This is a genomic window from Myxococcales bacterium (assembly GCA_016717005.1).
Taxonomy (GTDB): Bacteria; Myxococcota_A; Polyangia; order Haliangiales; family Haliangiaceae; genus UBA2376.
Genome location: JADJUF010000001.1, coordinates 237363 through 249741, shown reverse-complemented (window position 1 = coordinate 249741; position 12379 = coordinate 237363). Strand labels below are relative to the sequence as shown.

Below are 12379 nucleotides of genomic sequence, written 5' to 3'. Positions count from 1 at the left end.
CGAAGCCTACCTGACCAACGTCTACCCGATCATGCAGGCCAAGTGCGCCGGGTGCCACTCGACCACCGCCGCCAACGCCACCCCGTTCGTCGGCGCCAGCGACCGCCAACGCCTACGAGGCCATCGTCGGCTTCACCGCGGTGGTCGGCAACTTCACCGAGACCGGCGCGCCGGTCTACACCAAGGTGGTGCCCGGCGGCCACCAGGGCCGGACCTACAGCACCGACGAGGTCGCCAAGATCAAGGCCTGGCTCGCGGCCGAGGTGACCGAGCGCAACGGCGGCCCGGGCCCGATGCCCGGCCCCGAGAGCCCGGCGCAGATCACGGCGCGCCTCATCAGCGAGTGGTCGGGGTGCCTCAAGGAGACCGACTTCGTCGCCCTGAACTTCGGTGGCAGCTGGGCCAACAAGGGCTCGAACCAGGGCAACTGCGAGCAGTGCCACACGTCGGGCGCCTACGGCATGATCACCAACGACGACAACACGCTCATGTACAACACGTTGTCGTCGAACAAGTTCTACATGATGGCGTTCTTCGCGGTCGATCTCACCGACATGGCCAACGCGAAGATGGTCCCCAACTTCGGCACGTTCGAGCGCGTCGGCCTGCGCATGGTGCCCCACCAGGACCACCCGCAGTTCAACACCGCGCGCACCGACGCCGCCTTCGTCACCCTGCAGCAGCTCTACGACCTGACGATGGGCTACAAGACCGCCGGCACCTGCGGTCCGCCCCGCATCCCGCAGTGAGCTGACGACCACGAGGTCCGCGACGCCCCCGGCTCGGGGGCGTCGGCATTTGTGCGCCCAGCATGGGCATCGACCTGGAGGTGCAAGTCCTCTCGGAACCTGGCCGCAGGGACCGAAGCGAACCGCGAGGGCCCGAGCGCGAGCGAGGTGATGCACGGCGGGTAGCGCTACCGGATGGCCAGCGCCAACCTGGTGCCGCCCGAGCACCCCGAGGCGTGGGCGCGGTTGCCGCCGCCGACCGACGACCGCTCAGGCCGTGAAGTCGGGCGGCGCGGCCTGGCAGTACTGGATCGCCGACGGGATCTCGAGCGGCGCCAGGCCGCGCCACAGCACCCACCACGCGGTGTCGCCCAGGTAGATGCGGACCATGCCGTCGCAGTGCTCGCGGTACCACGACGTGATCGGGTTGTCGGCGCGGCTGCGCCAGAACAGGCGCGGGCAGTCGGCCTGCATCGCGCGCCACAGGTCGCGGCCGACGCCCTCGCCGCGCGAGACCGTGCCCACCGCGAACTTCGACAGGTACGGGGCCAGCGGCGCCGGCGTGACGATGGCCGCGCCGCGGTAGTCGTCGGCGACGTAGAGCGCCAGCAGCGGCCGTCGATCGAAGTCGGGCACCAGCGGGCGGCCGAAGGCCTCCTCGACCAGCGCCCGCAGGCGCGCCGGCTCGACGGTGTCCCAGCCCAGGTGGCGCGCGACGGTGCTGCCCTTGCGGATCAGCGTGCCGGCGCCCTTGACCGTGAACAGCTCGCGCAGCAGGTCGAGCGGCGAGGTGACGCTGACCGTCAGGCCGCGCTGGCCGGCGGCCTCGACCCGCGCGATCACCCGCGCCACCTGCCGCAGCAGCTTCTGCTGATCGGTCGGCAGCGCGCCCGGCGCCAGGTAGCCCGCGGCCTCGGTCGTCAGATCGATCAGCGACACCGCGCGGCCACCGGCCGGGACCAGGCCGCTGCGGCGGGTGACGAACACGATCCGGCGCGTGCACAGCGCGGCCGCGACGTCGGCGAGCGCGTCGAACCGGCGATCGACGCCGCCGTCGTCGCGGTCGAGCACGCACAGCGGCACGGCGCCGGCGTCGACCGCGGCCTCGATCGCGCGCGGATCCGGCGTCGCGATCACCGCGGTGGCCACCGCCGGGGCCAGCGCCGCGGCCATGCGCTCGGCGGCGCGGGCGGCGGTGCCGGGCTCGATCGCGCCGAACGCCAGCACCGGGCGCAGGCCCAGCTCGGCCAGGTAGCGCAGCTCGACCACGAGCGCGTCGGCCGCGTTGCGCACGACCGCCTCGGCGACGTGGACGATCGCGAACCGCTCGGGGTGCTCGGCCCGGAACAGCTCGAGGTACTGCTCGGCCTCGGCCGGGCGGCCGATGCTGGTCAGGAACCGCAGGACCAGGTCGGCCGGCTCGGCGTCAGCCACGGGCGGCCTCGGCGGCCACGCGGGCGTAGACGTCGGCGAACATCGCGACCGCCCAGTCGAGGTCGGCGATCGGGACCGCCTCGTCGGCGGCGTGGGCGCAGCCGATGTCGCCGGGGCCGACCACGATCGCGGCCTTGCCGGCGGCCTGGTACAGCGCCGCCTCGGTCCAGAAGTCGAGCGCGACCAGGCCCTCGACGTGGGGCCCGATCAGCGCCGCGAGCCCGCGATCGGCGCCGCCGCCGAACGGCTCGTGATCGACCTCGCACGCGATCGCGATCATCGGATCGATCGCGGCGGCGGCCGCGGCCACCAGCTGCTCCCAGCCGGCGCGGTCGAACCCGGGCGCCGGGCGGATCGAGTAGCTGAGCCCGGCCTGGTCCGGGATCACGTTGAACGCGACGCCGCCGTCGACGCCGGCCACGTTCAGGCACAGCCCGCGCATGCCGTCGGGCCCGCGATCGCGGTGGGCGACGCCGAGCTCGAACAGCGCCACGGCCAGCCGGGCCATCGTCACGATCGGCGCCGGGTGGTGATCGGCGCGCGACGAGTGGCCGCCGTGGCCGCGGACCCTGGCGTGGTAGGCGAGGACGCCGCGGTGGGCGACGCCGGCCTTGCGCCCGCTCGGCTCGCAGACGATCACCCGCTCGACGGCGGCGGCGTGGCGCGACGCCAGGAACGCGCGCACGGCCGCGGTGCCCCGCTCCTCGTCGCCCGAGAACAGGAGGCCGAGGTCGCGGGGCCGGTGGTGGTCGAGCGCGACGATCGCCGCGGCGATCGCGCCCTTGGTGTCGGCGCTGCCGAGGCCGCCGAGCCGGCCGTCGGCCACGACCGGCGTCCACGGGTCGTGGCTCCAGCCGCTGTTGGCGGGGACGGTGTCGACGTGGGCGTTGACGACGGTGCGCGGCGTGCCCCAGCGCGCGAACACGTACGCCCCGGGGTGGCCGCTGGTGCGCGGGCACGCGACCACCTCGACCTCGTCGGCGCCGGCCGCGCGCAGGAGCGGCGCGACGTGCTGGCACAGCGCCAGCTCGTCACCCGCCGCCTCCGCGGTGGCGGCGTGGTGGGTCGGGTAGCGGACGAGCTCGCACAGCAGATCGACGACGCGGGACATCGCCGGGTTCTACCGCCGATCGTCGCGCGCTGGCGCGGGCCGGCGTCAGCGATCGCGCACGGCGGCCCAGGCCTCGTGGTCGCCGATCGCCGCGAGGGCCTGGGCCAGCAGGGTCTTGCCCGGCTCGGTGCGGTGCCAGGTGGACGCGCCCGACGGATGCGGCAGCGGCGCCACGTCGAGGTCGCGGCCATGGAACCGCACTCGGGTGATCGCGCCGACCACGTCGGCGAGCTGCGCGGTGCCGGGCAGCACCTGGCCGATCGCCAGCTTGCCGACCGCGAGCACCAGGCGTGGCTCGACCAGCGCCACCTCGGCCGCCAGGTGGGTCCGGCACCGGGCGATCTCGTCGGGCGCGGGCACGCGGTCGCCGCCCTTGACGCCCTTGCCCGGGAAGCATCGGCACACCGCCGCCATGTATACGCGCTCACGGAACGCCGGCTCATCGATCCCCAGCCCGGCGAACCAGCGGAACAACGTCGTGCCCGCGGTCCACGCGAACGGGCGCCCGGCGGTGCCTTCCCGGGCGCCGGGGGCCTGGCCCAGCAGCAGCACCGGCGACAGCACCGCCGCGCCGGTCACCACCGGTCCGATCATCTGCGGGCAGGCGTGGCAGCCCTGGAGCGCGGTGACGTGGGTGCGCAGCGCCGCGAGGCGGACCGAGGCCGACACGTCGACACTATGACCGACGCGGCGCGACGTGTGACCGCGGCCCCGGTGTGATCGCTGCGACCGGCGGCGATCCGATCGTGCGCTACACTGGGGCCGTGACCTCGATCCCCGCCGACAACGTTGAGCTCATCCAGCGCATCCTCGGGACCGGCTACCTCGAGCTGCGCCTGGCGCGGCTGACGGTCGAGGAGGTGCCCGACCTGGCCGTCCGGGTCTCGGTCGAGGTCACCGAGAACGGCACGGCCTCGACCATCGACGGCGAGGGCGTCGGGCCGGTCGACGCGCTGTGGGGCGCGCTGGTCGGGCGCTACGCCAAGGAGTACCAGTCGCTCAAGTCGATCCAGCTGGCCGGCTTCACGGTCGCCGCGGCGATCGAGTCGAAGGTCCGCCGCGCCGGCCTCGACGCGATGGCGACCGTCGAGGTCGCGGTGGTCAACAGCGACGGCCGGCGGTTCACGTTCACCGACGTCTCGCGCTCGATGACCGCGTCGGCGGCCAAGGCCGTGGTCGCGGTCGTCGAGTACTTCGTCAACGCCGAGCGCGCGTTCGTGCTGCTGTCGCACGCGCGCAAGGACGCGGTCGCGCGCGGGCGCGCCGATCTGGTGGCGCGCTACACCGCCGAGCTGGCCGAGGTGGTGCGCTCGACCAGCTACGCCGAGGTCATCGACGCGGTCAAGCGCGAGCTGAGCTGAGCGTGCCGTCGTCCGCACCCGCCGGTTGACGGCGCCGGACCGGCGCGGGATCCTCGGCCGCGATGGCGCGCCGATCGATCTCGCTGCTGGGCTGCGCCGTCGTCGCGCTGGCCGCGGCGTGCGGCGGCGGCGACGCCATGCCCGACTGCGAGGTCGCGCCCGGCGCCGGCCCGGTCATGCCCACGACCGGCGTCTGCAAGCAGCTGTCGACGTACCGGCTGTTCACCGATCTGCCTGGCCAGGTCGCGGCGCCCGAGCTCTACGCCTACGACGTCGCGGTGCCGCTGTTCTCGGACTACGCCGACAAGCAGCGCTGGCTGTACCTGCCGCCGGGCGCGGCCGCGACCTGGAGCGACGCCGACGCGCTCGAGTTTCCGGTCGGCGCGATGCTGGTCAAGACCTTCGCGTACCCGCACGATCGGCGCGACCCCGGCGCCGGGCGGCGCCTCCTCGAGACCCGGGTGCTGCTGCGCCAGACCGGCCAGTGGAAGGCGGCCACGTACGTCTACCGTGACGGCGCCGCCGACGCCGACCTCGCGGCCGCGGGCGACGTGCTCGACGCGTCGTGGATCGACGACGACGGCGCGACCCGCACCAACGCCTACGTCGTGCCGGACGCGAACCAGTGCCTGACCTGCCACGGCGAGCACCGCGCGGTGATGACGCCGCTTGGGCCCAAGGCCCGGCACCTCAACCGCCCGGCGCTCGACGGCGCCGGCGACCAGCTCGCGCAGCTGATCGCCAGCGGTCGCCTGACCGGCGCGCCGGTCGATCCGTCGATGTGGCCCGCCGATCCCGCGATCGACGCCGCCGCCGCGCCGCTCGCCGCGCGCGCCCGGGCCTGGCTCGACGTCAACTGCGCCCACTGCCACAACCCGACCGGCGCCGCGCGCACCCTCGGCCTCGATCTGTCGAGCGCGCAGACCGATCCCCAGGCCCTCGGCGTGTGCCAGCCGCCGGTCACGGCCGGCGCCGGCGCCGGCGGGCGGCGCTACGGCATCGTGCCCGGGCAGCCCGACGCGTCGATCCTGGTGTTCCGCCTCGAGTCGTCCGATCCCGAGTTCCGCATGGCGGCGCTGGGCCGCAACCTGGTCCACGCCGAGTCGGTGGCGCTCATCCGCGCGTGGATCAGCGCGATGCCGGGCGGCTGCCAGTAACCCGAATCCTGGGCGCATCGTCCGGTTTTCGGACAACGGAGCCGGAGCCGGAGCCGGAGCCGGAGCCGGAGCCGGAGCCGGGCCGGCGGGCGGAGCCGGAGCCGGAAGCCGGAGCCGGGCCGGGGCCGGGCCGGAGCCGGAGCCGGAGCCGGAGCCGGAGCCGGAGCCGGAGCCGGAGCGGAGCCGGGCCGCGGGCGGGCCGGAGCCGGAGCCGGGGCCGGAGCCGGGCCGGGCGGGGCCGGAGCCGGAGCGGAGCCGGAGCCGGAGCCGGAGCCGGGGCCGGAGCCGGAAAATGCGGCTATGGTGACTGCGTGGCCGCCGACGCCGACGCCGACACCGACGCGTTCGACTACGACTTCGTGATCGTCGGCTCGGGCTTCGGCGGCTCGGTCGCGGCGCTGCGGCTGGTCGAGAAGGGTTACTCGGTGTGCGTGCTCGAGCGCGGCCGGCGCTGGGCCGCGCGCGACTTCCCGAAGACCAACTGGAACCTGCGCAAGGCGCTGTGGATGCCGGCGGCGAAGTGCTTCGGGATCCTGCGGATGTCGTTTCTGTCCGACGTGTTCGTGCTGTCGGGCGCGGGCGTCGGCGGCGGCTCGCTGGTCTACGCCAACACGCTCTACGTGCCGCCCGATCGGTTCTTCGCCGCGCCGTCGTGGCGCGACCTCGCCGACTGGAAGGCCGAGCTGGCGCCGTGCTACCGGCGCGCGCAGTTCATGCTCGGCGTCACCCAGCACACGATCGAGGAGGAGCCCGATCGGGTGCTCGCGGAGATCGCCGACGAGCTCGGCACCGGCGCCAGCTACGTGCAGACGCCGGTCGGCGTGTACTTCGGCCAACCGGGCCAGCCCGCCGACGATCCGTACTTCGGCGGCGCCGGCCCCGCGCGCAGCGGCTGCACGCTGTGCGGCGGCTGCATGGTCGGGTGTCGCCACGGCGCCAAGAACACCCTCGACAAGAACTACCTGTGGTTCGCCGAGCACCTCGGCGCCGAGGTCCGGCCGCTGCGCACCGTCGACGACGTCCGCGCGCTGCCCGGCGGCGGCTACGCGATCACCCACCGGGCCAGCGGCGCCTGGGTCGCGCGCGATCGCCAGGTCGTGCGCGCGCGCCAGGTCGTGCTGGCGGCCGGCGTGCTCGGCACGGTCCAGCTCCTGCTCGAGTGCAAGGCCCGTGGCAGCCTGCCGGCGCTGGCGCCGGCGCTGGGCCGGACCGTGCGCACCAACAGCGAGGCGATCCTCGGCGTCACGTCGCGGCGCAAGGACGTGCGCTTCGATCGCGGCATCGCGATCACCTCGTCGATCCACGTCGACGACACCACCCACGTCGAGGTCGTGCGCTACTCCGACGGCGCCGACGCGATGGCGCCGTTGTCGACCTTGCTCACCGACGGCGGCGGCCGGACGCCGCGGTGGCTGCGTTACCTCGGCAACGTCGTCCGCCACCCGATCGACTTCGCGCGCGGGCTGTGGCCGTTCGGCACCGCGCGCCGCGGCGTGTACCTGCTGGTGATGCAGAGCCTCGACAACTCGATCGGCCTGGGCCTGCGGCGGCGCTGGCGCCGGCTGTGGCGCAAGGCGCTCGACACCCAGGCCGGCGACGGCCCGCCCAACCCGACCTACATCCCGCTGGGCAACGAGGTGGCCCGCGCGTTCGCGCGCAAGGTCGACGGCGTGCCCAAGTCGAGCGTGTTCGAGGTGCTGTTCGACGTGCCGACCACCGCGCACGTCCTGGGCGGCGCGGTCATCGGCGCCGACCCGGCGACCGGCGTGGTCGACGCCCGCCACCAGGCCTTCGGGCACCCGGGGCTCTACGTGGTCGACGGCGCCGCTATCCCCGCCAACCTCGGCGTCAACCCCAGCCTCACGATCACCGCGCTGGCCGAGCGGGCGATGAGCCTGATTCCGGTCAAGGATGGCGCGACGTTGCGTCCGGCCGTCGATCCGGACTGGGAGGCCGCGCGGCTCGCCGAGATCGAGCGCGCGGCCGCCGACAGCGGCAGCCCGAGCCTGCAGATCCGCCGCCGACGGTAGCGGTCGCACGTCGATCGGGGCGCGGTCGGGTACGTTTGCCCCGCGCCGGGATGCCACGCTGGCCGACCCTGGTAGTATGCCGCGCGCCATGCCCGCAGATGTCCTCGACCTGTCCGGCTCGCTCGCGTTCGTCGACGAGATGTACGAGCGCTTCCGCGCGGATCCCGCGTCGGTCGACCCCAGCTGGGCGGCGGCGTTCCGCGACGGCGCCATGCCCGCCCCGGCGGCGAACACGCCGACGCCGCGCCCGACCAACGGCCACGGCCGCCCCGGCGCGGTCACGCTCGCGCCGGTGGTGGTCGCCGGCGCGACCTCGGTGTGGCCGCTGGTCAACGCCTACCGCAGCCGCGGTCACCTCGCCGCCGATCTCGATCCGCTGGGCCTGGTCGAGCGGGTCGAGGTGTCCGAGCTCGAGCCGGCGACCTGGGGCTTCACCGAGGCGCAGCTCGATCGCCCGGTCGCGCCGACCGGCGTCCACGGCCTGCCGCACGCGACCGGCCGCGAGCTGGTGCAGGTGCTGCGCGAGACCTACTGCGGCTCGATCGGCGTCGAGAGCGCGCACATCGACTCGCCGGCCAAGCGCACCTGGCTGGCCGAGCGCATGGAGACCCGCCGGCTCAAGCGCGCCGACGTCGCGGCGCGGCGGCGCACGCTCGAGCTGCTGGTCAACGCCGAGGGCTTCGAGCGCTTCTGCCACGTGAAGTACCCCGGCACCAAGCGGTTCTCGCTCGAGGGCTCCGAGGCGCTGATCCCCGCGCTCGATCTGATCCTGACCCACGGCGCGCGCCTCGGCGCGATCGAGGCGGTGCTCGGCATGGCCCACCGCGGCCGGCTCACGACGCTCGAGCAGATCATGCAGCGCGCGGCCCGGGACATCTTCGCCGAGTTCGAGGACATCGAGCCGGAGGCGATGTCGGGCGGCGGCGACGTCAAGTACCACCTCGGCTACTCGTGCGACCGGGTCGATCCCAACGGCAACCACATCCACCTGTCGCTGGCGTTCAACCCCAGCCACCTCGAGGCGGTCGATCCGGTCGTGGTCGGCCGGGTCCGCGCCAAGCAGAAGCGCCACGGCGACCTCGAGCGCAGCAAGGTGATGGGCGTCCTGATCCACGGCGACGCGGCGTTCGCGGGGCAGGGCCTGGTCACCGAGGTGTTGCAGCTCTACAACCTCGCCGGCTACCGCACCGGCGGCACGGTCCACCTGATCGTCAACAACCAGGTCGGCTTCACCGCGTCGCCCAACGAGTCGCGCTCGACCCCGTACGCCACCGACGTCGCGCAGATGGTCCAGTGCCCGATCTGGCACGTCAACGGCGAGGACCTCGACGCGGTCGCCGACGTCTGCGAGATGGCGATGGCGTACCGGGCCGCGTTCGCGACCGACGTCGTGATCGATCTGTACTGCTACCGCAAGTACGGCCACAACGAGAGCGACGAGCCCAGCTTCACCCAGCCGCTCATGTACCAGCGCATCCAGCAGCGCCCGAGCGTGCTCGAGACCTACGGCCAGCGCCTGATCGCCGACGGCGTCGTGACCGCGTCGACGATCGGCGAGCTGACCGCGGCCCGGGCCGCGGCGCTCGACGCCGAGCTGGCCGCCGCCCGGTCGTCGACCCGGCGGCCGCGCAACGCCGCGCTGGGCGGGCTGTGGCGCGGCTACGCCGGCGGCCCCGCGGCCAACGTGCCCGACGTCGACACCGGCGTGCCGGTCGAGCGCCTGGGCGCGATCGTCGAGCGCATGGTGCGCCTGCCCGACGGCTTCACCGCGCACCCGAAGGTCCAGCGCCTGCTCGATCAGCGCGCGCAGATGGGCCGCGGCGAGCGCCCGCTCGACTGGGGCATGGCCGAGATGCTGGGGTACGCGACGCTCCTGGTCGAGGGCCACAACGTGCGCCTGAGCGGCCAGGACTGCGGCCGCGGCACGTTCAGCCACCGCCACGCGACGCTGACCGACATCAAGACCGGCGCCGAGCACCTCGTGCTGGGCGGGCTCGACGCCGACCAGGGCCTGGCCCGGGTCTACGACAGCTCGCTGTCCGAGGCCGGCGTGCTCGGGTTCGAGTTCGGCTTCTCGCTCGACTACCCCGACGCGCTGGTGCTGTGGGAGGCGCAGTTCGGGGACTTCGCGAACGGCGCCCAGGTGATCATCGATCAGTTCATCACGTCGTGCGAGGACAAGTGGAACCGGCTCTCGGGCCTGGTGATGCTCTTGCCGCACGGCTACGAGGGCCAGGGGCCCGAGCACTCGAGCGCGCGGCTCGAGCGCTACCTGCAGCAGTGCGCCGAGGACAACATCCAGGTCGTGCAGCCGACCACGCCGGCGCAGATGTTCCACCTGCTGCGGCGACAGGTGAAGCGCCCGTGGCGCAAGCCGCTGATCGTGATGACGCCCAAGAGCCTGCTGCGCCTGCCGGCGGCGATCTCGACCCTGGCCGAGCTGGCCACCGGCACGTTCGAGCGGGTGCTGGCCGACGCCGAGGTGGCGCCCACGGCCGCGCGCCGGGTGCTGTTCTGCACCGGCAAGATCTACTACGAGCTGATCGAGGAGCGCCGCAAGCGCGGCGACACCACGACCGCGGTGATCCGGATCGAGCAGCTCTACCCGCTGCGGGCCGAGCACGTCCAGGCCGCGGTCGTCGGCCTGGCCGCGGACGTCGACGTGGCGTGGGTCCAGGACGAGCCCGGGAACATGGGCGCGGCCACGTTCATCGCGCCGCGGCTCGCGGCCACCCTCGATCGGCCGGTGCGGGTGGTCTGTCGCGACGACAGCGCCAGCCCCGCGACCGGCTCGCACAAGGCCCACGCCCTCGAGCTGGCGCGTATCCTCACCCAGGCGTTCGGCTGAACCCCGAGCTCATCGCGCACCGCGCGCGTGTCGAAACGGAGTCCCTCATGGCAGATCTGCGTGTCCCCCCACTCGGCGAGTCGATCACAGAAGCGGTGATCGGGCGCTGGCTCAAGAACCCCGGCGACGCGGTGGCGGACGGCGAGCCGGTGGTCGAGCTCGAGACCGACAAGATCACCGTGCAGCTGCCGTCGCCGGTCGCCGGCGTGCTGGCGCAGCAGACCGTCGAGGCCGGCGCCACCGTGCGGGTCGACGATCTGGTCGGCACGGTCACCGCCGGCGCGGTCGCGGTCGCCCAGCCCCCGGCGGCCGCGGCGCCGTCCGCGCCCGCTGCGGCCCCGCCCAGACCCGCTGCGGCCGCGTCCACGCCGGTCGCCCCCGCCACGGCCGCGCCTGTGCCCGCCACGCCTCCGCCGCGCGCGGCCGCGCCGACGCCCGCCCTCGACGAGGACGCGCTCTTGCGGCTGCCGCCGTCCCAGCGCCGCCTGGCGCGCGAGCGCGGCGAGCTGCCGGCCGAGGTCGCCCCCGCCGCGGCCCCGGCCGCGCGGCCCGCGGCGCCGGCGCCGGTCGTCCACCCCGGCGACGAGGTCGTCGCGATGTCGCCCTTGCGCAAGCGCATCGCCGAGCGGCTGGTCCAGGCGCAGCACGAGTCGGCGTCGCTGACGACCTTCAACGAGGTCGACATGACGGCGATCATGGACCTGCGCGCGACCTACAAGGACGCGTTCGAGAAGGCCCACGGGGTCAAGCTCGGGTTCATGTCGTTCTTCGTGCGCGCGTGCGTCAGCGCGGCCAAGGCGTTCCCCGGCCTCAACGCCGAGCTCGCCGGCGACAAGATCATCTACAAGAAGCGCTACGACTTCGGCATCGCGGTCCAGACGCCCAAGGGCCTGGTCGTGCCGGTGCTGCGCGGGTGCGACCAGCTCGACTTCGCCGGCGTCGAGCGCGGCATCGCGGCCCTGGCCGACAAGGCCCGCACCGGCAAGCTGGCGATCGACGATCTCACCGGCGGCACGTTCAGCATCTCGAACGGCGGCATCTACGGCTCGATGATGTCGACGCCGCTCTTGAACTACCCGCAGACCGGCATCCTCGGCATGCACAACATCGTCAAGCGGCCGATGGTCGTCGGCGACGCGATCGCGATCCGGCCGGTGATGTACGTCGCCGTCACCTACGATCACCGCGTCGTCGACGGGCGCGAGGCGGTGTCGTTCCTGGTGGCCGTCAAGGATCGGCTCGAGGCGCCCGACCGCCTGTTGCTGGGGCTGTGACCGTGGCGGCGCGGGCGCTGCGGGTGCTGGCGCTCGCGGGCCTGGTCGCGTGCTCGCGGGAGGCCGCGCCGCGTCCGCCCGTCGACAACCGCGGCGGCGCGGCGGCGCCGCTCGACGCCGGCGCGCGCGACGCTGGCGACAGCGCGTGCGTGAACGCGTGCGTCCGCGATCGCCAGATGGTCGCGACGAGCATCGAGGCCATCGAGGCGTCGTGCCGGCGCGACTGCGCGTCGCCGCCGCCGCGACCGTGAGCGGGCCGATCGTGCCGCGCGCGGCGCCGATCGTCGTGCCGATCGCGGAGGCGCGCGGCGCCGATCGTCGTGCCGATCGCGTGCGATCGCGGACGCGAGCGGGCGATCGCGATGCCGGCCGCGGTGCGGTCGCGGTGCCGATCGCTGTGACGCGCGCGACACCCCGGGCGCCGACGTCGCGGTGG

At 74.2% G+C, this 12379-nt stretch carries 10 protein-coding genes; 7 read left to right on the top strand and 3 right to left on the bottom strand.

Translation table 11 applies throughout. From position 1 onward, the window contains the following. The first annotated feature begins 140 nt into the window (after positions 1-140). A complete protein-coding gene (locus IPL61_01055) occupies positions 141-749 on the top strand; it encodes a hypothetical protein (protein ID MBK9029926.1) in 609 nt (202 codons plus the stop codon). 249 nt (positions 750-998) lie between these two features. Here the strand turns inward: IPL61_01055 and IPL61_01050 are convergent, their stop codons facing one another. From IPL61_01050 to IPL61_01040, 3 genes are read right to left on the bottom strand one after another with little or no spacing between them, the layout of a single operon-like run. Next, positions 999-2162 carry a hypothetical protein gene (locus tag IPL61_01050; protein ID MBK9029925.1) on the bottom strand — a complete coding sequence of 388 codons (1164 nt, stop codon included), beginning with the start codon at positions 2160-2162 and terminating at the stop codon, positions 999-1001. Beyond that, positions 2155-3273 (bottom strand): M20/M25/M40 family metallo-hydrolase, encoded by a 1119-nt coding sequence (locus IPL61_01045; protein ID MBK9029924.1) that lies wholly within the window; start codon positions 3271-3273, stop codon positions 2155-2157. The genes IPL61_01050 and IPL61_01045 overlap by 8 nt, the downstream gene beginning before the upstream one ends. A 45-nt stretch (positions 3274-3318) precedes the next feature. After that, positions 3319-3867 (bottom strand): uracil-DNA glycosylase, encoded by a 549-nt coding sequence (locus IPL61_01040; GenBank protein MBK9029923.1) that lies wholly within the window; start codon positions 3865-3867, stop codon positions 3319-3321. Positions 3868-4037: 170 nt separating this feature from the next. Between IPL61_01040 and IPL61_01035 the strand changes: the two genes are divergently transcribed. The 6 genes from IPL61_01035 (at position 4038) to IPL61_01010 (ending at position 12194) form a co-directional block, all read left to right on the top strand. Then, positions 4038-4634 (top strand): hypothetical protein, encoded by a 597-nt coding sequence (locus IPL61_01035; GenBank protein ID MBK9029922.1) that lies wholly within the window; start codon positions 4038-4040, stop codon positions 4632-4634. 62 nt (positions 4635-4696) lie between these two features. Then, on the top strand, positions 4697-5791 hold the full coding sequence (locus IPL61_01030) for a hypothetical protein (GenBank protein ID MBK9029921.1): 1095 nt from the start codon (positions 4697-4699) through the stop codon (positions 5789-5791). A 311-nt stretch (positions 5792-6102) separates the two neighbouring features. Then, a complete protein-coding gene (locus IPL61_01025) occupies positions 6103-7821 on the top strand; it encodes a GMC family oxidoreductase (GenBank protein MBK9029920.1) in 1719 nt (572 codons plus the stop codon). Positions 7822-7909: 88 nt separating this feature from the next. Beyond that, on the top strand, positions 7910-10669 hold the full coding sequence (locus tag IPL61_01020) for a 2-oxoglutarate dehydrogenase E1 component (GenBank protein MBK9029919.1): 2760 nt from the start codon (positions 7910-7912) through the stop codon (positions 10667-10669). Between the two features lie 47 nt (positions 10670-10716). After that, the gene (gene odhB, locus IPL61_01015) at positions 10717-11943 is read left to right on the top strand and encodes a 2-oxoglutarate dehydrogenase complex dihydrolipoyllysine-residue succinyltransferase (protein MBK9029918.1); all 1227 of its coding nucleotides are present in this window, start codon (positions 10717-10719) and stop codon (positions 11941-11943) included. Continuing rightward, the gene (locus tag IPL61_01010; GenBank protein MBK9029917.1) at positions 11940-12194 is read left to right on the top strand and encodes a hypothetical protein; all 255 of its coding nucleotides are present in this window, start codon (positions 11940-11942) and stop codon (positions 12192-12194) included. The genes odhB and IPL61_01010 overlap by 4 nt, the downstream gene beginning before the upstream one ends. The last annotated feature ends 185 nt before the right edge of the window (positions 12195-12379 follow it).

Bases quoted from the DNA above. Each gene is read 5' to 3' on its own strand.
- odhB (MBK9029918.1), top strand. From the start codon at position 10,717: ATGGCAGATCTGCGTGTCCCCCCACTCGGCGAGTCGATCACAGAAGCG.
- IPL61_01020 (MBK9029919.1), top strand. From the start codon at position 7,910: ATGCCCGCAGATGTCCTCGACCTGTCCGGCTCGCTCGCGTTCGTCGAC.
- IPL61_01040 (MBK9029923.1), bottom strand. From the start codon at position 3,867: ATGATCGGACCGGTGGTGACCGGCGCGGCGGTGCTGTCGCCGGTGCTG.
- IPL61_01030 (MBK9029921.1), top strand. From the start codon at position 4,697: ATGGCGCGCCGATCGATCTCGCTGCTGGGCTGCGCCGTCGTCGCGCTG.
- IPL61_01045 (MBK9029924.1), bottom strand. From the start codon at position 3,273: ATGTCCCGCGTCGTCGATCTGCTGTGCGAGCTCGTCCGCTACCCGACC.